We start from the raw sequence: 20854 nt of genomic DNA on the forward strand, positions 1-20854 counted from the left end.
CTCTCCCCAAAAAACCGGACCTGTATCTGATCGATGCAGGTAAAACACCTTAATGATTCCGCACGGTTCTTGTACCGGCACCGGGGAGGCTCCTTTACAGGCCTAATTGACCGTTTATGTGTACCGCTGGCATGAAAGTCCCGTGCGGGGATTTTTTTTATTCCTTCTGTGATTATTCCTTTTCTTTGACAACGATTGTGAATGCAGTCCCCGCCGTCCGGTCGAGTTCGATCGTCCCGGAGAGCTGCTCCACGAGTGAGATCACGAGCCGCAAGCCCAGCGACTTCGCATTGCGCCAGTCAAAATTATCCGGGATGCCAACACCGTCATCCTTGTAGATAAGGGTGAGGGTGTGATCCTGCCTCTGGATCGCAATGGAGATCTCCCCTTTTCTTCCATCGGGAAATGCATGTTTTAAGGAGTTGGATACCAGTTCGTTGACGATAAGGCCGACAGGAATCGCAGTATTGATATCGACATTGATATCATGAATCCGGATGTTGAGAATGATCCCCTTTTGGCTCATCCCGTAGAACCGGAACAGGCTGTCCCCGAGGAACCGGCAATAATTGTCAAGGTCAATCCCTGCAATATCCGTAGACTGGTACAGTTTTTCATGGACAAGCGCCATTGCCCTGATCCGGTTCTGGCTCTCCTTGATCACCTGGGAGATTTTCTCGTCCTCAATATACCGTGACTGGAGGTTTAAGAGGGAGATGATGATCTGGAGGTTGTTTTTTACCCGGTGGTGGATCTCGCGGAGCAGCAGCACCTTCTCCTCAAGGGAAGCGTTGAGTTTCTCAGTCCGCTCCATGACCCGCTGTTCGAGCGTTTTATTCAGTGAGCGTATCTCCTCTTCCATCAGCTTGCGTTCCGTGATATCCTGGTTTGCGCCGTGGGTTTTGATCGTCCTGCCATTGGCATCTTTCGTGATTCCGAAACGCACGACAATATGCCGGACCACACCGTCCCTGCGGATTATCCGGTGCTCCACCTGCGATGTGAACCCGGGGTCTGTGGCCTCTATGGCTTTCTTCACTTCATCGGCGACTACATGCTGGTCATCCGGGTGGACAAATTCCCGGGCATACACTTCTGCCGGGATCTTATTTCCGCCTTCACGCTCTGCAGTGGTTCCATAGAGAGCGTAGAACCGGTCATCGAAAGTAAAGATCCCTGTCGCAACGTCAAATTCCCAGTTCACCAGGTGTGCAAGGTCCATCGCCTCGGCGAGCTGGACCCGGCTCTCCTTTAGCGCATCTGCGGCCCTTTTGCGATCGGTGATATCCTGCAGCAGGCTCAACAAATACTTGTCGCCTGCCAGATCGATCACATCTGCTGAGACAATCAAAGTGCCGATCTCCCCTGATCTCTTCCGGAATTGTGTCTCATAGTCCCGCACTTTACCTTCCTTACGGAGCAACTGTACAATATGATCTCGGTCTTTTGGATTGCCCCAGACGTTCAGTTCAAGCGTTGTATGGCCAACGACCTCCTCACGCGTGTAGCCGAATAAACGCAGGAAGGCCGGGTTGACATCGATGGTTTTTCCGTCCGAGAGGCGTGTGATGGAAATCGCGATGGGACTGGCTTGAAAGACAGTGAAGAAACGCAACTCGCTCTCCCGCAACTCCTCCTCTGCATGTTTGCGCTTGGTTATATCGATGTGCTGGATGACCGCATTGGTGATCTTTCCGCTGGCGTCTTTTACCGGAAAAATAGTCACATCAAGAATTACAGATGCCTGCCTGTCCAGTACCAGTGTTTTGAGCTTCCGGGTATCATAGGTAATCTGGAAGTTTGCAGGCTGCCCTTTTAAAAAGACGTCTTGGACTATTGGTAAGAAACCCTGTTCTAAAACGAGGTTATCACCTAATACATTGTATTTGCCGACCACATCCGCCGGCGTGATCTTCAAGAGGTCGCAACATGCCTGGTTGATGCGGATGAGTGTGCCTTTCTCATCAGATATCCACATCGGCAGAGGGCTCTGGTCAACCAGGCTGTTTAAAAACGAGAGGGAGTTCTGCAGTTCCAGTTCATCCTTCTTGCGCTCGGTGATGTCGATAATTACGGAAATATATGTCTTTGTGATCAGGAAGACAAGCCCGGCAATTAACCCAAGAATGACAAGACCGGTTATATAGAACAGGAGAAGCGGCCTCTGGATGGGGGCCGACCATCCGCCGGCAGGCATCCCTCCAATCTCCCATGTCCCGGTGCCGACCGGGAATTGCTGGATGACCGCATCCCCGGCAAAGAGCCCGGGGTCGCCATAGAACACCGTCCCGTCATGGTTCTTTACGGCGAGGGTCAGGCTCCCTGTCTGGCCCGAAAGCCCGGCTTCGGCAAGGATAGGGGGCATATCGACAACCATGGAGGAAAACCCCCAGAAGGTGTTGTTGACAAAGAGCGCATCGGTGATGACCAGCCCCAGTCCGCCCTGCCTCAGTTCGTGGGGCCCATGGATTACGATCTTTTTTGTTTCGATAGCAATGTTATTGTATTTCTGCACGTAGGAGCGGTTGTCGGTGAGCAGGTTGTGCCCCGGCACGTTCTCGTTTCCTTTGAGCGGGTACACGTATGTCTGGATACCTCCGGGGGCCACTCCAAAATTGCGGATGCCGGGGGTTGCAGTATAAAGCCCCGCTGCAAAGCTGTCATATGTTCTCGTGAGGGTTTCTTGTGAAGGGTCTGATAGTACATACGCAGAGAGCCCCTCAACGAGCGATACCCGCCGGCTGAGTGCCTGCGAGAGCTGGCTGCCGTATTTCGAGAGGTCAACAGCGACAACGTTGCGTTCTTCAGTAATGAGTTGCTCCTCATACCATGTGCCCGCCATCCACCAGAGCGGCAGGAGCAGGAAGAGGACGATAAACAGGGTAATCAGGAATGCAGTTACCGCAGGATGGCGGGTGTAGAAGCCCTGCAGCCGTTCTTCTATGGTCAGTGAGCCAGCCCGTGGGGATCCATCCGCTCCGGATTCTCTTGGTTCCATCGCTACCTTTCAGATACAGACAACCCTGACGATCCAAAATAATCTTTTTTACAGATAATCTCATGGAACAGTATTTAATATCATAGATGCCGGTTTACGGTTCACTCTTTTTCCTTCACAACAATCGTAAACGCCGTCCCCGCCGTCCGGTCGAGTTCGATTGTGCCGTTAAGCTGCTCCACCAGCCCCATGACCAGCCGGAGCCCGAGTGATTGTTCATGTCTCCTCCAGTCCAGGTCTGCCGGCATCCCGATTCCCGTATCCTTGATCAGGAGCAAAATATTGTCATCTTCCCGGCGTCCTGCAATCGTAATCTCTCCGGTTGTGCCTTGTACAAACGCGTGCTTCAAGGAGTTTGAGATGAGTTCGTTGAGGATAAGGCTGAGGGGAATTGCCGAGGTAACCGGGACCTGTATATTGTTCGTTTCAATGTTCAGCCGGATTTGCTGAGGATCTGCATTATATGTCCTGAAAAGGCTCGTTCCCAAAAATCTGACGATTTCAGACAGTCCAATCCTGGAGATGTTTTCGGAACTGTATATCCTTTCGTGGACATGTGCCATCGCCATGATGCGGTTATGGAACTCTCCCATTGTATCCAGGAACTGCGGGTCTTTGATAGTCCTTGACTGGAGTCTGATGAGACTTAAGATTATCTGGAGGTTGTTATTCACCCGGTGATGGACTTCACGGAGCAGGAGCACTTTCTCTTCAAGCGAAGCGTTAAGCTTCTCGGTGCGTTCCGCAATTCCTTTCTCCAGTTCTTCGTTGAAATGCCTGAGCTGCTCTTCCGCACGTTTAAGCTCTGAAATATCCCGGATGATGGCGATGAGATACATGGAGTTGCCAATGGCAATTGTATCGGCGGTTACCGATGCATTGAACAGCTCACCGGATTTGCGTCGCTCGACTACCTCGTATTGGTGCACCCTGCCATGCTCCTTTAGCTGGTCGACGAAGGCATCCCGGTCTTCTTTTTTCAGCCAGATTCCCAGTTCGCCTGCAGATTTTCCGATCAACTCTTCATGGGAGTACCCGAAGATTGCCGTTGCTGCTTCGTTTACTTCAACAAACCGCCCGGAATCCAGTTCGCTGATCGTGATCGCATCGGGTGCAGAGATGAACGCTTTTGTATATTTTTCCCGGACAATCCGCAACGCTTCTTCCGCCTGCCTGCGCCCGGTGATGTCGCGGACATTGCACTGGATTATATCTGTATGATCAACAGTATAGACGGTACACACAAACTCGACAATAATCTCCTGGCCATTTTTTGCCACCAGCGGCAATTCTTTGTACCCGATGTTTTTTTCCGTCTGGAGGTCCAGGAACGCTTTTTTTACCAGGTCAGCGTCCCTGAAGATCCCGGTATCCAGGAGATTTTTTCCCAGTATTTCCTCAGGGGAGGACCCGATTAAGGTTAGCAGGAACGGATTTGCATTGATGATCTCTCCCGTCTCCGCATCGATGAGCAGTATCCCGTCATTTGCTGTTTCAAAGAGCTTGCGATAGCGTATTTCGGAGTTGCGAAGGGCTTCCTTTGCTGCCTTCAGTCCAACTGCCTGTTTGATTTTATCGACCAGATCGGCGAATTGCTTCTTTGGGTCATCTCCTTTCTGGACATAAAACCGTGCCCCGGTATTTAACGCCTCGATCACCGTGTCCTCGCATCCCTTTCCGGTAAAAATTATGAAAGGTATGTCACCATAGGTTGGAAGGATGCATTTGAGAAAAGCGACGCCGTCATATTCAGGCATGGCGTAATCGGAAACAATTACATCATACCGGGTTTTTTTCAGCTTTTTTACAGCCGTTTTTACTGAGTCTGCTGTATCTACCTCTATCTCACCCGATTTTTCGAGAAACAGCTTATATAAATCCAGTAATACCTGTTCGTCATCTACACAGAGAACTGAGATCATAGGTTTTTTCCGGTACTCGTAATTTCATTATGTTCTCTATTGCCAATCCTCTCTATGAGTAATATCCTGAGAGATAACTGACCTTTTTTGGCAGTTTTAAAGAATACCTTACGCCCGAATCAAAAATAATGAAGAGAGCATGTCTTCTGCCGGGGGTAAATTTCTTTGTGGTGGGGTCAACGGATGAGATAATATGTTTTTTGAAATAGTTTTTTTATTTTTTTAGGTGAATTGGATTCCTGCCGGGTCTTGTATTGGTTGCCTGCGTGCGGTAAATGCCTGCGTAACGCTCCGTAGTTGTGGCATAATCAGAAGAGTGTCCACCCGGTCACATGAAGGTTTGTACGGTCGTCGGGATTCTCCTGTTTATGACGATTAAATAAGAGAAGTTTAAGCATCCTCTTCAAATATGCCCGGAAAGTATTTTTCGAATTTCTGGTCCTTTTTACTGATTAAGTGCTCGTACCCGGCAAGCCCTGCACGCTCGATTAAGAAATTTTTGGCAGCTTCTTCTGACAGCAGGTTAAATACTGACTTTGAGCCCTCCTTCACCGACCATGTGTGGGTATAGTAATAGATCGCGCCGGACTGTGCCATGTGTGCATAGAGGTCTGTGCGGGATGAAGACGGGGAACCTTTGATGGGGAGATTGTGCGGGGATTCATAGAGGCATTCATCAGCAGAAAGGTTCACAACGACTTTTTTTTGTTCGGGCGTCATCAACACGACAGACATGTTCCGGTCACTCCGCTTCGTCCTTTGCCAGTGCGTGATTGCCTATTTGCACCAGGTGCTCATAATATTTGCCACGGGACCTTCCGGTTTGTCCTGTCACACCGGCCAGAAACAGGTGAGGCGGGCGGGACATTCATCCCGTATGCCCGGAATGCGGGATGGCAATTTTTTAAAAAAAGATTGACGGTACTACGGTCACTGTACACTTTCCGGTAAGCAAAAGAAGGATCCTTTCGTCCGGAATGCCCCAGAGTGGACCGGAACTCCCGGTGCAGGAAAATTTGCTGGCCGGGGTCTGGGGCTCTTTCTCAAATCACAAATTTCAGATAGTCTCAGGCCGGAATAGTGTGTTGTTTACAATCCGGAGGAACCATGAGACATCTTGTAATGCTTTTCTGCATCCTGCTTGTCAGTGCATTTGCATTGCCTGCGGCTGCTTCCGTGGGAACAGTCACGACAGAACCGGGATTTATCCATGGCGTGACCATGGAGCCGACGACGGAACCGACCACCGAACCGACAACAAAGGCGCCCACAACCGAACCGACAAGAGAACCGACAAAGGAGCCGACGCCCCCCCCGACTGTTGTAACAACTCCGGCCGGCCCGCAGGTCGGCTGGGTGACGATCGCCTCGACGCCCTCCGGTGCATCCGTCACCCTTGATGGCAAATCCGTGGGTGTCACGCCCGTTGCCGGCCTTGAAGTGGGGGCCGGAACCTCGCATTCCGTGAAGATCTCGATGAGCGGGTACGAGCCGTACCAGACCAGCTTAAGCGTCGGCGCCGGCGAACAGGCGGCTGTTGACGGGACGCTCAAGCCGATCGCCACTCCCGGACCGACCAGAGTGCCTACGGCAGTCCCGACCTCCCCTCTCGGGCCGGTCGGCGCCGACAAGGGCTGGTTCCGGGTGAACTGCAACGTGAACGGGGCGCAGGCATTGCTTGACAATGGCGCTGCAGGTTCCTGCACGATAGCGCAGGGGACATGCAGCATCGAGATCGCAACTACAGGCACACCGGTCAGCTCCTTCACCGTGACAAAATCCGGTTACCAGACCTATACAAACACGGTTACGCGGATGCCGGCAAAAGGTGAGACGGTTGACCTGTACGCGACTCTCAACCCGGTCCCGGTCCCAAGCTACGGGAGCATCCAGGTGGCATCCAGTCCATCCGGTGCAGTCGCGACGCTTGACGGGGGTTCATGGCAGTATACCCCGTGCACGTTCAGCTCGGTGATCGCGGGCTCCAGCCACACCGTGCAGGTCAGCCTGAGCGGTTACCAGCCATATACCACAACGACCTATGTTGGTGGAGGCCAGACGGCCTACGTGAGTATCAGCCTTGTGCCCAACCCCCCGTACCCGAATACCGGGTCGCTCAACGTTGCCACCTCGCCCAAAGGGGCGGACATCTACGTTGACGGCACATACCTGGCGCAAAGCCCCCATGTCATCCCCGGTCTCGCTCCCGGGAGCCATTCGGTGCGGCTGCACAAGGCAGGGTATGACGAGTACATCAATACCTTCACCATCTATGCAGGCCAGCAGACCCCGGTCTCCGTGACCCTGAACCCCCAGTACTCCAGCGTCGGTTCCATCGAGGTGTCATCCGTCCCGGCGGGTTCGTCGCTTTACCTTGACGGGCACTACATGGGCCTGACGCCGTCCGGCGATTATTTTGATCTTACGAGCCTTGTCCCCGGCTACCACACCGTCCTGCTCCGGCACACGAACTACCAGGACTATTCCCAGACGGTATATGTCAGCGGTGGAAAGGTTGTGACCGTGAATGCGGTGCTTACCCAGATCGTTCCCGGGCCGACCCCCTTCGTTAACGGCCAGATCGTGGCGGCATCCGTCCCTGCAGGCGCCGAACTCTTCCTTGACAACGTGTACAAGGGCATCACTCCTGTCACCCTTTCGGACATTCCCGCTGGATCGCACGTCGTCACCATGAAAGAGGCAGGGTACACGGACAATGTCCAGACCGTTACGGTTGTCGGCGGCCAGAGCACCGCGGTTGCCGCAACCCTTTCCGAAGTGGCGCCGACAGCTGCGCCGACAAAGTCACCGGTGAGCCTTGTACCGGTGATCGGTGCGCTCGCGGTACTGGGTGCGGTGCTGTTTGTCAGGCGCCGCTGATCTCATCCTTTTTTTACCGGGAATATACCGGAAATTTTTTTTGCAATCACTGGTGATGTTCTGTGGACAAGGTTATCCTGACAGGTAAGGCAGCATGAAATACGTGGATATGGACAAAATTTACCGGACCGTTCCGCCCGACCAGATCCCGTGGAACAGCCAGGACCCGCCGGACGCCCTTGTGGAGCTTGCAGAAAGCGGGACTCTAAAGCCGTGCCGGACGGTGGACCTCGGGTGCGGTGCCGGCAACTACGCGATATACCTTGCCGGTCTCGGGTTCGATGTGACGGGCGTCGACAGCTCCCAGGCCGCAATATCCCTTGCCCGGAAGAACGCACAGGCGCGGGGGGCGCGGTGCCGGTTCATCGTCGCGGACCTGCTTGGAGACCTGCATGAACTCCGCGAAACGTTTGACTTTGGTTTCGACTGGGAATTCCTGCACCACATCTTCCCGGAAGACCGGGAGACGTACATGAAAAATGTCGCCGGGCTCCTCAGTCCGGGCGCCGTATACTTCTCCGTGTGTTTCAGTGAGGACGACCCCCAGTTCGGCGGCACGGGAAAGTTCCGCCAGACAAGGATGGGGACGACACTGTATTTTTCCTCGGAGCCCGAGCTGCGGGACCTTTTTCTGCCGTACTTTTTTATAAAGGAATTATCCACGATCGGGTTTTCCGGCAGGTACGGGCCCCACCGTGCGGTCCGGGTGCTGGCAGAACGGCGCTGATCTCCCTCCAATAATCCGCCTACACCACGATTATCCTGTCCGGGAACCGGATGGTCACCTCGTCCGAGATCACCTCGGTCTCCAGCGTGAGCGTCTCCTTTAAGCATTTGTATGCAAGCGCACCGCAGTCTGCATTGATCGTGACGGGCTCGCTCTTATCCTGCCTTGCGTCAAGGTCGCCGATGCACTGGCTGAGGGTGTCGCCGCCGTTCAATTCAATTGTGTCCCCCCTGCTGTTGTGCATGCGAAGCGAGATGCAGACATTATGCGCTTTTGTGTCACCGGTATTGATGATCCTTGCCGTCAGGTCCCTGCAGGTCAGGCCGCAGCTGACCAGGTCGCCGGACTCTAAGAGGAAGTCGACCGGTTTTTTTGTTGGTCCCGGTGCTGCCTGGCCATGCGTTGTAACGGCGGCAGGCTGCTGGTTTTGCGATCCGGCAATGCCCAGCGGGGTCGGGACCGGGGATACATCCGGGGGCGGGGAAGGTGTGCCGGGCTTTAGCAGTCCGCCGGCCAGCACTATGGCAACCACCGCAATAACGATTACCGCGCCGGCGATGAGCAGCAGGATTTTTGTATCCGGCACCGGGCTGTCAGGTATCTGCAGTAAGGGAGGGTCTTTTTGTACCATCTATGCTCTTTTATTAGTTTACACAGGGTACCTGATGGATATTCCTGTTTTGCCGGCACACCCGTCCCGGCACAAAACCACAATACCTAAAACAGCAAACCCATCATGTATGAACCAGTGGGTCAAAGACACCGCTGGCCTTGGCTCAGGCCTCTGGCTGGCCGGGTACCTCGCATCGCTCCTGCTCTTCTTCTCCCCGTTTGCGGCCATCATGGGCTGGATACTCCTTGCCGTCTTTTCCCCGGTCACCATCGCGGTCGCGTGGTGGTGGTTCCAGGCACGGGACCTTGCCCTTTCCTATTACGCCAAAGTCGGGGTTGCGTGGACAGCGATCGCTGTCGTGCTCGATTACCTGTTCATCGTCCTGCTCTTCCAGGCCACCTATTACGGCCCGGATGTGTTTGTGTATTATGCCATGACATTTCTGATCCCGGTAGGTGTCGGCTGGTACCTGCGCCGGGTAGCGGGGAAATAAAAGGGGGACTTGTGCCAATGAAATCACTCGTGGTTGTGTTTTCCTATCATCACAAAAATACTGAAAAGGTCGCAAACGCCATCGCAAACGTGCTTGATGCACCCGTAAAAACTCCGCGGCAGGTCAACCCTGAAGAGCTCCGGGAGTACGACCTGGTTGGTTTCGGCTCAGGAATATATGGAGCAACATTCGATCCATCTGTCCTCAAGCTTGCCGACAGGCTGCCGCAGGTCACGGGCAAAAAAGCATTCCTCTTCTCGACGTACGGGGCCCCGGCCTTTGTTGCAAACAGGGAGTTTATTGAGAAAAATCACGAGCAGATCCGAAAAAAACTCCATGTGAAAGGGTACACGGTCATCGGCGAATTCGGGTGTGCCGGGTGGAACACGAACAGTTTCCTGAAATTTTTCGGGGGACTGAACAAGGGCAGGCCTGATGCCCAAGACCTCCGGAATGCAGAAGATTTTGCCCGGGACTTAAAGGAGAAAGTCCAGAAATAAGTGGCAATCACTGGCAAACAGGATAACAAAATCCATAAACCCAAAAGAATAAAAAATGACAGACCGTGCTGCAGATGCGTTACAAGGCAAACCTGAAGTTGGACGCCGGGTTTTGCAGACATGCTTTGTGAGGGAAAAACCATGAAGACCATCATCTATTATTTTACCGGTACCGGGAACTCGCTTGCCGTTGCAAAGAAGATCTGCGGGAGCCTTGGTGACTGCGAACCCGTACCGATCGCTTCATTTGACGTAACAAAAGAGGAGATCGTCCCTCGCGCCGACCGCGTTGGCATTGTCTGCCCGGTCTACTTCCTCGGGCTCCCCACCATCGTGGCCCGGTTTGCTGAAAAGCTCGACCTCTCCCGCTCCGGGTACACGTTTGCCGTTGTCACGTTCGGGGGTTCCGGCGGGTCGGCGGCGCTGCGGCAGCTTGACGGGATCTTAAAAGCGCGACCGGGCCGCGGGCTCGACGCGGGCTTCAAGGTGCACATGCCCGGCAACTACATCCTGATGTACAGTTCCCCGGCCGGGGACAAGCGCAGCAGGATCCTTGCATGGGCTGACGAGCAGGTCGCAGCAATCACAAAGGAGATCGACAATGGCATCATGCAAAAACTGCCGTACTCGCCATTTGCACAACTCTTCCATGCCCTGATGTACCCGCGGTTCGCCCGCACCGTCCATGATTCGGACAGGAAATTTACGGTGACTGGTGCCTGCACCTCCTGCGGGACCTGCGTCGAGATCTGCCCTGCAGGCAATATCGACCTTGTTGATGGCAGGCCGTCCTGGAAACACCACTGCGAACTCTGCTGTGCCTGCATCCACCTCTGCCCGGCAAAAGCAATCGAAGCGGGCCCGGCCACGGCCAGACGGGAGAGCTACCGGAACCCGTCCGTGAGTGTTGCGGAGCTGAAACGAAGTACAAAGAAGTAAGGCCGGCGGGAAGCGCAGGACTGGCAGGCGGCCTGCTGACAAAGGGGATCCTGTGCTGTTAAGTCTCGTGAAGAAATAGTGATAAGCAAACCCGAACCTATGGTGAGGTATGGAGTTCTTTGATGCTGCGTACCGGGGCACACCCCCCTGGGACATCGGCAGGCCCCAGAAGGAGTTCGTTGAGCTGGCCCGGCGGGGAGAAGTGGCGGGATCGGTCCTTGATATCGGGTGCGGGACCGGGGAGCAGGCCCTCTTCTTTGCACAAAGAGGTCATGAGGTGTGGGGGATCGACTCCACCCCCCTCGCTATCCGGAAGGCACAGGAAAAAGCTGCCCTCAGGGACCTCCGGGTGAATTTTCTTGTCATGGACGCAACAGACCTTCCCCGGCTGGACAGGGCGTTTGATACCGTCACCGATTGCGGTTTCTTCCATACCCTTTCCGATGAAGACCGCCCGGTCTTTGCACGCAACCTTGCAGCCGTCCTGAATTCGGCCGGGAACTACTTCATGCTCTGCTTCTCCGACAGGGAGCCCGCCGGGTACGGCCCGCGGAGGATTAAGGATAAGGAGATACGGGACTGCTTTTCTGGCGGGTGGACCATCAGGTACATCAGGCCGGCGGTCTTTGAGAGCCGCACCCGGGCCGAAGGGTCCCGTGCGTGGTTGTCTTCGATATCAAAGAAATGACCGATGGTTGAGGGGGCCGCGGGCAGGGACCGGTCCGCAGGTCTGCTGTGTGATCCCCCGGCACATCATCGCTATCTGCCGCACCTCCCACTCCCGTTAAAAAATCTCCCAGTAAAACCGGATTTATTGCCAGTCAATGCCGCGCTCAGATCGCGGCAGCTTGTTGTCTGACATATCCGGGCCTGATACTGGCTCCGATTGCCCTGTCAGACACAGGATGACTTCCAAATTTTTCACACCGACCACAGAGCATATATCTCCCGGTATCTTTGTTTTATTTAACACACATGACCGAAGATTTCTGCAACAGAACAGCGAGGAGGATCCGGAAGATCGGCTATGCAAAAAAATTATCTGTCCGCATCGCCCGGTCCTGCTATATTTTTATGCTGTTTTTGCGCGGGTTAATGGGACCATTCGGAGTCTCATTTCATGGATTGAATTATCTTTCCTCCGGTTCCGGGAAATTTTTTTCGGGCGCCCGGGCCGGTATGATCTCACCCGTCTCTTTTTCTATACCTCGATGACCGCCGGTCCGGCGGGCTTAATCTCCTGAAACGGCCGAACGGCGTAGCCTGCCGTCCGCCCGGGTCTGGGGCTCATGAGTCACTGCCTAGCCGTGGCTCCGGCCGGGCCGGCACCTGAATTTGTGCAATGCGGAGCGGAGGCTCTCTTTTGCAGGGGAACGGGGGTTGAACAAATTTTAGGAACGGTGATTGATATGGAAAATAATGAGATTGGCAATCAGGATGTGGCCGAGCCGGACCAGGTCGTGTCCGGTACGGCCGGGACCGGACAGGAGAACGAAGAACTCAGGTGGATGAACAGGCATGTACCGCCGGACCATAAAATGGCCGGGCAAAAGACTGAGGTCATCGGTCTGGTAGTGCTGTACAAGAAGCCGGTGAATGCCGGCAGGAGCCAGGATCCCGCGGATTGTGCCGTAAAATCCGGACAGGAACACCTGCCGGAATTTTCCGGAGATCTCATCTTCTCCCTGTACGAGAGGCAGGAGCGGATCGCACAACGGCTGAACAAAAAGATCGAACGGCTCGACCGGAGGATTACGGCGCTTGAAGGGCGGGGGCGGGACTAATGCCCCGGAGGCCGACCAGAACGGAGGAGGGTGTCCCGCTCTTTTTAGTCCCGCACGTGATGATGCAGGGGATCCGGAAGCATGGCGGGGAAGTGGAGTGGGCGGAGGTACGGAAGGCGAGCCATCACTACTACACCGTGAGCATCCGGACGCGGCCGGTGAAGCGGGAGTTCCGGGGCGTATGCCGGGAGCAGGTACCGGCTCCTGCAGAAGGGGAAACGGTATGACGAGGGGGCGGCCGTCAACGACCGGCATTAAGGGAGCGGCAGCTGTTGCCCGGGCAAGGGGGGAGTTCATTCCCTTCAGCCACAGCCCGGAGGGTATCTTCAGCTTCATGATCCGGACCCCGTGCGCCATGATCTTTGTCCGGGTCCAGTACGTCAATGTCCTCCATGTGCCGGTTGCAAAAATCCAGGAGATGCACCGCGACCTGATCCCGGAGCTCCGAGCCCGGTCCGGCCCGGCACCGGCCGAGCTCTGGCCGTACAACAAGCACGGCTCCTACCGGTACTTCCGGGTCGGGAATACCGGGCTGATCGAACTGGACAGCTGCGGGAATGTGCCAGCTGCAGGACGACCGGGCGACCGAACGGAACCGGAAGAAACAGGTGGTTCAAAGGAGGGTGTGGCCTGACCCCCCACTATAGGTTTACCAAAGCCCATTCCGGCAGGGTCGATTTTGTCTCTTGAGGAGACCGGGATCCTATATGACAGTCCTCCAACGGTGGCCTGACTCCGGGCTATCGCCCGGAACCGTGTTTTTGGCCCCAATCCGGGGATAATTCCCCAAAAACCGGGGATAAGTCCCCATTTCCGGCAGGTTTTCAGGCGTATTTTCCAGGAAACAAATATCAATAAACCAGCAGACGATCGGGAGGCAGATCATACCACGGGTGGTGGAAACAGGTTTACCCCACTTTTTCCGGAGGGCCCCGGGAGTGATCCGGAGGGAGCAAACTCTCCTGGAGGACCGCGGTCTCCCGGCACCCTGGTTCTCCGACGGTGGAGATTTCCAAGGCCATAGGCCAGGGCAGGATTTTTGATGTGGATCCGGGGGTAATTGTCTAAAAACCGGGGATAAGTCCCTATTTCCGGCTGGTTTTCAGGTGTATTTTCCAGGAAACAAATATCAAAAAACCAGCTGGCGATCGGGGGTTGGGACGGGCTGGAATATGTGAGATGAGAGAGAAGGAGGGTTTGAAGGGATCGACCCTATCAAATGTATTCAATAAGATCGCTCGTTGTATACACTTTCAATAAATCCTGCTGAAAAAAATGCCGGTCCTCAGTCCAGATGGCATCAAGCCCAAGTGCTAACCCGACTGCGAGAAACGGGGCATCCTTCCCATCGATCGGTTCCATGATATGCATTGCACGGGGATATTCCGGTTCAAAATCTTTGAAAGGAACCAGTATCACCCGGGAAAGCAGGATATCCATGAGAACCGTAAAATCAGGTCCGGACATCTTTGCTTTTTTCATGAGGTACGCGCGATGTTTCAGGAGCTCGGTCCCGATATAATCCGGAGCGTAAAAGGAAAAATGATCGTGCAGGATAATCTTCCGGGACACGGAGTCCTTTAACAGGCCGGCCATGATCCGGTTTGTATCGATGACAAGTTTCAACAAAATCCCCCGCGGGTCATTTGAGTCATGATCCCTGTTGAGAGATTCAGGTTAAATCCGGTTTCCTGCCGGTAGTACGGGAGGCTTTGCTCTTGTAATGTTTCAGGATGCCTGATTTCACTTTCTCATCAAGCGCCATGATATCGTCTTCGGTAAGCTCGCTCTCGGCGGTCATCGAGTTTAAGAGCGCAATTTTTTTCGCGTAGTCCTCGATTGCCCTTCGTGCAATCTCGCTCCACCGGACTTCCTTGTGCGATTTTACGATTTTGTACACATTTTCCGGCAGGGAGAGGGTCATGTTCGGCATCAGTTCACCACACATCTTTATGTGTATCCACATATTTAAGTGGTTTTGTCCATGCGGGACCCGGAGATCCGGGATATTAAAATACCTCCAACCAAAATCTCCCAGGCCCGGGCCCCCTGTTTTCCGGAGGGCCCCGGGACCAAAGTTCGAAGCAGATCACGTCACCGGGAGCACGGAAATAATCTTCCTGACAACATTCTCGAAATCCTCACCCGAACACCCGATGGTGATACCGGCATACTTCTCGTACAGCGGGACCCTCTGATCATACATCTCGCGGAGGTTTTGGCCCGCGACAAGGACAATCCCCCGGGTCGTGATGTTCCTGAGCCTTCTTTCCATCTCCTCAAAGGAGATCTTCAGGTACACGACGACGCCACCATTCTTCAGGTGCTCCATCGCTTTCCTGCTGAACACAACACTGCCGCCCGTAGCAACAACGGCATTGTCAAAATGCCGGGACAGGACCGTCCTCTCTTCAAGGTCCAGGAACGCACGGGGCCCGTCCGTGTCGATAAAATCGAAAATCCTGTTTTCATCCGATCTGGATTTTCTCAAAAGGTTTTTTGCGACAGCCGGAGCAAACGGCCAAGAGAAGAATCAAAGGGATTCTACGAATTGTCGAACCACGAAGTGGTGAGACTGGAGAAGAACTCATCAGAGTTCTCCGAGTAGTGTTAACACAACAAATTCCTAAATAGACCATGCGGCGTAATTCTTACGCCGCAGTCTCACATCTTCGATGTGGGACTTTCTCCGCCTCTTTTGAGGCTGCGATCGGTCGTACTTGGTGTGTTCAACACTATATCCTGCAGGAGCCGCCCGGAATCCTCCTGGACCACGATATCGGTATCGATGAATGTCTTTTTTGGCCTTTGCAAGGATCACTCCCACGGTGCTCTTGCCTGCGCCGGGCATGCCGATGAGGATGATGTTGGTCATGGGTCTCCGGATTTTGTCTCCACCCGTTGATAGTAATTCCTCTTTCTCCCGGTATATATCAAGAGTAATGATGAGGGGTACAATCGGCCGGGAGTTGCACGCTGCAGGATGATCCCCCTGCCCGCAGGGACAGCCGCTATGAGACACGACACATCTTTATAGAAAATGTGGCAACCAATCCACATGGAAAAAACTCCCCAGGCACTGCGGGTGAAACACGACCGCCATATCTGTGAGAAATGTTCAGACACCAACATCGTCATGAAGCCCGATGGCGGGTACCGCTGCAGGCGCTGCGGGTACGACAGCGGGAAAGGGAAGTAAGGGAGAGCGGGTGGCGGGAGCTCATCGATCTGCTCAAAAACAAACGGGATTACCTGACAAATCTTCTCGACGCAGAGATCATCCGGATTGAGGGGGGATAAAAAGTGGATCAACGGAAAAATTGCAGGCCATTACAAGGACCTTGTACAACGCCACGTAGCTGAGTATTCTCTCTGGATCTGGGCGGGGGTAATTATCTATTTGATACTTCATCTGAAGCAACTTTTTTAGCAGTATTGAGTTTTACCTGAATGTCCTCTGTTAATACTGCATGATGAATTTCAATATCCTGTGGCATTCTTCCATTTAATTTTTCATTTTCCCAATATTGAACCATATCCTTTTCAGTAAATATCAATAATTTGCGCTTAACGTTCTGAAGAAGGAGAAGGAAATAAAGATCAGCACGGATTTTATGCAATTTGCCAATAGCCCGCTTGCCTCGTGCAGTAACAGCACTACTAGTGGAAATATTGGCTACAATTGTGTTCTCTTTATTTACTGCATCAAATTTGAAATCGCCTCCAGATGAAAGCTTAAGTTTCTTTGTTTCAAAATCCTCCTTAAAATGGTCTGGCATCCAGTATTTACGGATCCATCTTTCGACTTCGCGTTGTACTGTAGTATCTGCCATAAGTGATTCTCAATCCTCTATTCTGTAATCCTTTTTTGCCGGTATCACACCCCGCACACCACCCCTTGGTTTCTTTACGTCGCCTCTGTATCGTGGGATGACGTGGAGGTGGCAGTGCATTACCGTCTGTCCAGCGGCCTCTCCAATGTTGAACCCAACATTGTAACCGTCCGGTGAGAAGTTGGACTCGACCACGCCTCTGCAATCATGGGCAAGGGCCATGAGAGCATTGCGTTCATCCTCAGTCAGATCGAAGAAATCCTGCACATGCCGGAAGGGGATCACGAGCATGTGACCCTTGCTGACCGGGTACCGGTCATATCGCACGTAGCAGAGATCGTTTCTGATGACGATGTCTGCATCGGCCGGTGAGCAGAAGGGGCAGGTCACAGGCTCCATGCGTCGTACCCCCGAACATTGATGAGGTAATCACATTTTTCCATAAGATGTTCGAGTGCAACATCTTGCCAGCCGGACGGAAGCGTTGTTGTCCCAACCAGCGAGAGGCCGATCTCGCGGTTAAACCGTTTCGGATATTCTAAGCGGAGCAGATCCCATGTCCGGGTAATATCTGCTTTGCGTTGTTCAATGAATTCCGGTGCTGGAATTTTGTCTCTCTTCTTTGCGTTCACTACATCAGAGGACGGCAGCAAGTTCCATAAATCATTGTTCTTCCATACCGAGAACGGGATCATGTGATCGATATGGAGTGACGAAAGTTTTGTGATCGACTTTCCCGACCATACGCAATCGATGAAATTGTTTTTCCGGAACATGACATCAAAGAATGACCGTGCAGCCAGAACATCCCGCTCCGTGATGGGATATGTCCGGAGTTTTTCCAGGACGAACTCGACACTCACCGCCCCTTTGCTTGCAGAGCGGGTGAACTGCGCCCACTGGAAGAGGAGTGAATCATCACCGGTGATGAAGCTGCCGAGGTACTGGAAGACTGCATAGAGATCTTTTGGAAACGAGAAATACCCGAGATTGTGAACCAGCAGCTCCTGGTTTATGGGAACACCTGCCGGAATCCTCCGCACTCCCCCTTCGTCTCTGAAGAGTGAATAGTGCTGCTTGTAAACCGAATACCCCAGATGCTTCATGGGCATGTTTGTTATTGTTGTCTTCAGGTCAGCAACAAGGTCCCTGAAAGCCGGTGATATATCCGGAGGAACAGTTCCGTTCACATAATCGTTATAAAATGCGGAGAAGCCACCGCGTGTATCATAATATTCTGTCACCTTCCGGAACGACTTCCTGAACGCGATCCGGTATTGGGAATGCTCACTCTCGCCATTCTTCTGTGGAATGAATTCCGGTCCCGCTATCAGAGGATAATAATAGAGCAGCCATTTTTCCACCAGCAGCCCGAGGGGAAACGCGACCCGGCCCCCTGCATCGTGTTTCAGGTGGCTGTATTCCTGAGAGATCTCGATTGCGCCACGCAGGAGTGCGAACTTGTACGTGGCGTCCTTGCTATCGCGCTCGATGATGGTGTTTATGGATTTGAAATGGTCGAGGTTGAGCTTATCCATGAATGAAGTGAGTATTGTTTTTGAGATAATTGATTTTTCCTTTTAATAAAAACTAGATATATTTATCGTTATGGCTATGTAAATTACCTGATTGTATAGTCTGGTATGTTATCGATCAAAATCAGGTTCCGATGATTTCAATGGCGGAAAGTGCAGATTTAGTTTCTGATTGGGAAAATTATTTCAGAAACTTAAAAGATAGTGCGATTCTCTGGAGTCTTGATCATGGATACCTCAATTTCAGCGGATTTCCAATATATTTGCATTCAATTGATCGCCAGTCTCTCCTTTTTTTTAAAGCTTCAATTGCAAAAAACAAATCCTCTGTTCTAGTTTACCCATCGGCCAATCTGACAATTACCTCTCTTTTAGCACTTGAGGCTCTCTATTTTCGCCTTCATGAAGAGCGTCTGCCATCGGGAAGAGATTGTCTGATTATTTTCAGTAGCCGCGTTGATTTGCGGAGAGAGATAAAGGAAAATTTCGTTCACCTGAGAGCCAGCGCAATGCCGCTGTATACTGATGCATTTCCTATTGGAAGAATATCCTCTGAAGGCGATTTATTGAAAATCACAAAATCCTCCGGCTTTCCCAAATTGCTAATCTCTCCTGGGCCGGCAGCATTGCCTAACAGCGAGGTATCGAAAAAAATTTTTGGAGCTATTATTGAAGCAACATCAGATTTAACAGAAGAACAGCTGGAAGATTTGGTCAAATGGGCTGAAAAAAATGAAGTGCCTTTCATTTTTACCATATCCCCAGATCCCCCAACAAAATCTGCCATCCTTATGATTGAAAAAGGATATCCTTACTGGGGTTGGGAGCCGCAGTCACTTGCAAAAGACTGCTCTTATGACGAAAAAGATTTCAAAGCCGGACATTTTTACCGCGAACAGCCATTCAGCAAGAATTTCGATGAGCTCCAAAACAAAGCATCAGGATTGAAAAAGATCATTATTCCGGTAAAAGAGGATCAACTTAATAGTCTTCTCATTGAATTGCGGAAAATCTATTTTGAGCTGTCAAAAGCCTCCAACTCAATTGAATCTCCTACGACAAAAGAAATTGCAAAAAGATTTCTTGGTTGCATATATGCACTCGAGGAAATGGCTTCGCCTCTGACTTATGCAGAAATTGAACTTAGGAAACGATGGGGTGTAATTCCTGTTAAAAACCGGATATATGCATTAAAAGGCCTTTGCGAATCTGCGAGATCTGAAAACCAGGTTTTTGCATCTTTTGCGGCTCATTCTGTCGATAAAATTATTGAAGCATATTCATATATGGAAGAAAAAAAGAGCGGCAAACATCTAATAATCCTTCAAATAATCAAAGAAGCCACAGCTTCGGGAAAATCTGTCCTTTTTGTCTCGAAAAATGAAGCGCTCAATGAAGCCCTGAAAAATTATCTTGAAATTGAAAAGGGATTCAATATCACAAACCTTCATAATCAGAAAATTGACTTCATTACTGCAAGCAGACTCGGCAGAGAGTCTTTGACCCCGAATTTTGTTGACACCTGCGTTCTCTATGGATGCCCCAGATATTATCAGCGGGATATTTTTTCATATGCCAAAGCTCGCCGGATAGGAATTATTGCGTATGAATCAGAAATCCCTGCCATCAAATATCTGCAGAACGAGATCGACGTGATGCAGAAATACTTCACGAATTCCGCTAAAATAAAAATTGCAAAAACCATTTTAGGGGCTGTTCCAAAGATCTCCGACGCTCCCCAGAAAAATGAAAGCAATCAGGAAAAAACCAGTTTAATATTCCTTGAGCCGCAGGATGCTGAAATGGGGGGCTTTACACCCGAAGCCATTTTTTCCGATTTCCTCTCACTCGATTTATCTATTGACTTTGATTATGCAAATGAAGCTGAGGCAAAATCTGCTGATCAGAGGCTGAAGGGCGATTCTGATTTTGTTGTTGGGGCAAAAATCCTATTGGAACGCGGCCGCTATATCCTCCTCCATGCGGAAAAACAGGTTCAAATCTATGATCAATCAACGGAGAAGGTCAAAGACCGCGTGGCAAAAAACCTCAGGAGAAATGATCTGCTGATTCTTGTCGAAAATTCTACACGCAAATCGCTGGCTGCATCAATCATCAGCAAAGTTGAGACCCTGCCGTCAATGATGCAGGTAGTGATATTTCAGAAGGCATGGTCGCATTATCTCAAACAAGCGCTTGAAGAAAGCGGGGACAATTTCTATCAAGTAATTGAAAAACTCACTGCACAAGGAGCCAAAGAGCCAAAATCGCCTGCTGCAATCTACCTTTGGATCAATGGAGCTATCATCGGACCGCATGATCTTGAAAATATCCGCCGGATGGGTATTGTTTACAATAAACCATTCCTTGTTGCTCATTTCAATGAGATTGTCGGTGCGGTTAAGAGATTAAGGTCGATTCATCGCAGTCTTTCGCGGCGCTTAAACCGTTTGATCCCTCAAGCAGGAATTGAGGCTGATCAGGGACATTCTGAAAATCCAGCAATTGATGAAGAGCTTGATCTTTATCTTGAGGATTTTGCGAATATCGTATCGATGGAGAGAATTGAATCTGTAGAGATTATTGAAAAAACACCTGCCGGGATGCTTGACAAAATTGTAACGGGATGA

The 20854-nt window shown here is 51.8% G+C and carries 22 protein-coding genes; 11 read left to right on the top strand and 11 right to left on the bottom strand.

The genetic code is table 11. The features are described 5' to 3' along the window. Positions 1-172: 172 nt before the first annotated feature. The 3 genes from OS112_01380 to OS112_01390 all read right to left on the bottom strand — a co-directional run bounded on the left by OS112_01380 (position 173) and on the right by OS112_01390 (position 5655). Positions 173-2998 carry a PAS domain S-box protein gene (locus OS112_01380; protein ID WAC05308.1) on the bottom strand — a complete coding sequence of 942 codons (2826 nt, stop codon included), beginning with the start codon at positions 2996-2998 and terminating at the stop codon, positions 173-175. Positions 2999-3099: 101 nt separating this feature from the next. Continuing rightward, on the bottom strand, positions 3100-4920 hold the full coding sequence (locus tag OS112_01385; protein ID WAC05309.1) for a PAS domain S-box protein: 1821 nt from the start codon (positions 4918-4920) through the stop codon (positions 3100-3102). Positions 4921-5310: 390 nt separating this feature from the next. After that, a complete protein-coding gene (locus OS112_01390; protein ID WAC05310.1) occupies positions 5311-5655 on the bottom strand; it encodes a hypothetical protein in 345 nt (114 codons plus the stop codon). A 372-nt stretch (positions 5656-6027) separates the two neighbouring features. Here OS112_01390 and OS112_01395 point away from each other — a divergent pair, with 372 nt between their 5' ends. Continuing rightward, positions 6028-7800 carry a PEGA domain-containing protein gene (locus tag OS112_01395; GenBank protein WAC05311.1) on the top strand — a complete coding sequence of 591 codons (1773 nt, stop codon included), beginning with the start codon at positions 6028-6030 and terminating at the stop codon, positions 7798-7800. 94 nt (positions 7801-7894) lie between these two features. Further along, positions 7895-8527 (top strand): class I SAM-dependent methyltransferase, encoded by a 633-nt coding sequence (locus OS112_01400; protein ID WAC05312.1) that lies wholly within the window; start codon positions 7895-7897, stop codon positions 8525-8527. A gap of 19 nt (positions 8528-8546) precedes the next feature. On the opposite strand, the gene OS112_01405 is transcribed toward OS112_01400, so the two are convergent. Beyond that, complete coding sequence (locus OS112_01405) at positions 8547-9158, bottom strand: hypothetical protein (GenBank protein ID WAC05313.1); 612 nt, start codon at positions 9156-9158, stop codon at positions 8547-8549. A gap of 109 nt (positions 9159-9267) precedes the next feature. Here OS112_01405 and OS112_01410 point away from each other — a divergent pair, with 109 nt between their 5' ends. The 7 genes from OS112_01410 to OS112_01440 all read left to right on the top strand — a co-directional run bounded on the left by OS112_01410 (position 9268) and on the right by OS112_01440 (position 13490). After that, positions 9268-9633, top strand: a complete 366-nt coding sequence (locus OS112_01410) for a hypothetical protein (GenBank protein WAC05314.1) — start codon at positions 9268-9270, stop codon at positions 9631-9633. 17 nt (positions 9634-9650) lie between these two features. Next, entirely contained in the window at positions 9651-10133 is a 483-nt protein-coding gene (locus tag OS112_01415) for a flavodoxin family protein (GenBank protein WAC05315.1), read from the top strand. A gap of 141 nt (positions 10134-10274) precedes the next feature. Continuing rightward, complete coding sequence (locus tag OS112_01420; GenBank protein ID WAC05316.1) at positions 10275-11072, top strand: EFR1 family ferrodoxin; 798 nt, start codon at positions 10275-10277, stop codon at positions 11070-11072. A gap of 109 nt (positions 11073-11181) precedes the next feature. Beyond that, positions 11182-11760, top strand: a complete 579-nt coding sequence (locus OS112_01425; GenBank protein ID WAC05317.1) for a class I SAM-dependent methyltransferase — start codon at positions 11182-11184, stop codon at positions 11758-11760. 721 nt (positions 11761-12481) lie between these two features. Then, a complete protein-coding gene (locus OS112_01430; protein WAC05318.1) occupies positions 12482-12856 on the top strand; it encodes a hypothetical protein in 375 nt (124 codons plus the stop codon). After that, positions 12856-13083 (top strand): hypothetical protein, encoded by a 228-nt coding sequence (locus tag OS112_01435; GenBank protein WAC05319.1) that lies wholly within the window; start codon positions 12856-12858, stop codon positions 13081-13083. The genes OS112_01430 and OS112_01435 overlap by 1 nt, the downstream gene beginning before the upstream one ends. Further along, positions 13080-13490 (top strand): hypothetical protein, encoded by a 411-nt coding sequence (locus tag OS112_01440; protein ID WAC05320.1) that lies wholly within the window; start codon positions 13080-13082, stop codon positions 13488-13490. Before OS112_01435 ends, OS112_01440 begins: the two co-directional genes overlap by 4 nt. A 581-nt stretch (positions 13491-14071) precedes the next feature. On the opposite strand, the gene OS112_01445 is transcribed toward OS112_01440, so the two are convergent. The 4 genes from OS112_01445 to OS112_01460 form a co-directional block, all read right to left on the bottom strand. Further along, complete coding sequence (locus OS112_01445) at positions 14072-14482, bottom strand: PIN domain-containing protein (protein ID WAC05321.1); 411 nt, start codon at positions 14480-14482, stop codon at positions 14072-14074. A 46-nt stretch (positions 14483-14528) separates the two neighbouring features. Next, the gene (locus tag OS112_01450) at positions 14529-14789 is read right to left on the bottom strand and encodes a hypothetical protein (protein ID WAC05322.1); all 261 of its coding nucleotides are present in this window, start codon (positions 14787-14789) and stop codon (positions 14529-14531) included. A gap of 156 nt (positions 14790-14945) precedes the next feature. Continuing rightward, a complete protein-coding gene (locus OS112_01455) occupies positions 14946-15347 on the bottom strand; it encodes a shikimate kinase (protein WAC05323.1) in 402 nt (133 codons plus the stop codon). Between the two features lie 135 nt (positions 15348-15482). Beyond that, positions 15483-15878 carry a hypothetical protein gene (locus OS112_01460; GenBank protein ID WAC05324.1) on the bottom strand — a complete coding sequence of 132 codons (396 nt, stop codon included), beginning with the start codon at positions 15876-15878 and terminating at the stop codon, positions 15483-15485. A gap of 36 nt (positions 15879-15914) precedes the next feature. Here OS112_01460 and OS112_01465 point away from each other — a divergent pair, with 36 nt between their 5' ends. Continuing rightward, positions 15915-16055 carry a hypothetical protein gene (locus OS112_01465; protein WAC05325.1) on the top strand — a complete coding sequence of 47 codons (141 nt, stop codon included), beginning with the start codon at positions 15915-15917 and terminating at the stop codon, positions 16053-16055. A 193-nt stretch (positions 16056-16248) separates the two neighbouring features. Here the strand turns inward: OS112_01465 and OS112_01470 are convergent, their stop codons facing one another. From OS112_01470 to OS112_01480, 3 genes are read right to left on the bottom strand one after another with little or no spacing between them, the layout of a single operon-like run. Then, a complete protein-coding gene (locus OS112_01470) occupies positions 16249-16689 on the bottom strand; it encodes a hypothetical protein (protein ID WAC05326.1) in 441 nt (146 codons plus the stop codon). 9 nt (positions 16690-16698) lie between these two features. Then, positions 16699-17088, bottom strand: coding sequence for an HIT family protein (locus OS112_01475; GenBank protein ID WAC05327.1), 390 nt, complete (start codon positions 17086-17088; stop codon positions 16699-16701). Beyond that, positions 17076-18227 carry a hypothetical protein gene (locus OS112_01480; protein WAC05328.1) on the bottom strand — a complete coding sequence of 384 codons (1152 nt, stop codon included), beginning with the start codon at positions 18225-18227 and terminating at the stop codon, positions 17076-17078. Before OS112_01480 ends, OS112_01475 begins: the two co-directional genes overlap by 13 nt. Positions 18228-18358: 131 nt before the next feature. Here OS112_01480 and OS112_01485 point away from each other — a divergent pair, with 131 nt between their 5' ends. After that, on the top strand, positions 18359-20854 hold the full coding sequence (locus OS112_01485; GenBank protein WAC05329.1) for a DrmE family protein: 2496 nt from the start codon (positions 18359-18361) through the stop codon (positions 20852-20854).

It is taken from the genome of Methanoregula sp. (genome assembly GCA_026625165.1).
Lineage (GTDB): Archaea > Halobacteriota > Methanomicrobia > Methanomicrobiales > Methanospirillaceae > MVRE01.

Excerpts from the sequence above, each read along its gene's own strand:
- OS112_01380 (WAC05308.1), bottom strand. The coding sequence starts at position 2,998 with ATGGAACCAAGAGAATCCGGAGCGGATGGATCCCCACGGGCTGGCTCA.
- OS112_01385 (WAC05309.1), bottom strand. The coding sequence starts at position 4,920 with ATGATCTCAGTTCTCTGTGTAGATGACGAACAGGTATTACTGGATTTA.
- OS112_01390 (WAC05310.1), bottom strand. The coding sequence starts at position 5,655 with ATGTCTGTCGTGTTGATGACGCCCGAACAAAAAAAAGTCGTTGTGAAC.
- OS112_01395 (WAC05311.1), top strand. The coding sequence starts at position 6,028 with ATGAGACATCTTGTAATGCTTTTCTGCATCCTGCTTGTCAGTGCATTT.
- OS112_01400 (WAC05312.1), top strand. The coding sequence starts at position 7,895 with ATGAAATACGTGGATATGGACAAAATTTACCGGACCGTTCCGCCCGAC.
- OS112_01405 (WAC05313.1), bottom strand. The coding sequence starts at position 9,158 with ATGGTACAAAAAGACCCTCCCTTACTGCAGATACCTGACAGCCCGGTG.
- OS112_01410 (WAC05314.1), top strand. The coding sequence starts at position 9,268 with ATGAACCAGTGGGTCAAAGACACCGCTGGCCTTGGCTCAGGCCTCTGG.
- OS112_01415 (WAC05315.1), top strand. The coding sequence starts at position 9,651 with ATGAAATCACTCGTGGTTGTGTTTTCCTATCATCACAAAAATACTGAA.
- OS112_01420 (WAC05316.1), top strand. The coding sequence starts at position 10,275 with ATGAAGACCATCATCTATTATTTTACCGGTACCGGGAACTCGCTTGCC.
- OS112_01425 (WAC05317.1), top strand. The coding sequence starts at position 11,182 with ATGGAGTTCTTTGATGCTGCGTACCGGGGCACACCCCCCTGGGACATC.
- OS112_01430 (WAC05318.1), top strand. The coding sequence starts at position 12,482 with ATGGAAAATAATGAGATTGGCAATCAGGATGTGGCCGAGCCGGACCAG.
- OS112_01435 (WAC05319.1), top strand. The coding sequence starts at position 12,856 with ATGCCCCGGAGGCCGACCAGAACGGAGGAGGGTGTCCCGCTCTTTTTA.
- OS112_01440 (WAC05320.1), top strand. The coding sequence starts at position 13,080 with ATGACGAGGGGGCGGCCGTCAACGACCGGCATTAAGGGAGCGGCAGCT.
- OS112_01450 (WAC05322.1), bottom strand. The coding sequence starts at position 14,789 with ATGCCGAACATGACCCTCTCCCTGCCGGAAAATGTGTACAAAATCGTA.
- OS112_01465 (WAC05325.1), top strand. The coding sequence starts at position 15,915 with ATGGAAAAAACTCCCCAGGCACTGCGGGTGAAACACGACCGCCATATC.
- OS112_01470 (WAC05326.1), bottom strand. The coding sequence starts at position 16,689 with ATGGCAGATACTACAGTACAACGCGAAGTCGAAAGATGGATCCGTAAA.
- OS112_01475 (WAC05327.1), bottom strand. The coding sequence starts at position 17,088 with ATGGAGCCTGTGACCTGCCCCTTCTGCTCACCGGCCGATGCAGACATC.
- OS112_01480 (WAC05328.1), bottom strand. The coding sequence starts at position 18,227 with ATGGATAAGCTCAACCTCGACCATTTCAAATCCATAAACACCATCATC.
- OS112_01485 (WAC05329.1), top strand. The coding sequence starts at position 18,359 with ATGATTTCAATGGCGGAAAGTGCAGATTTAGTTTCTGATTGGGAAAAT.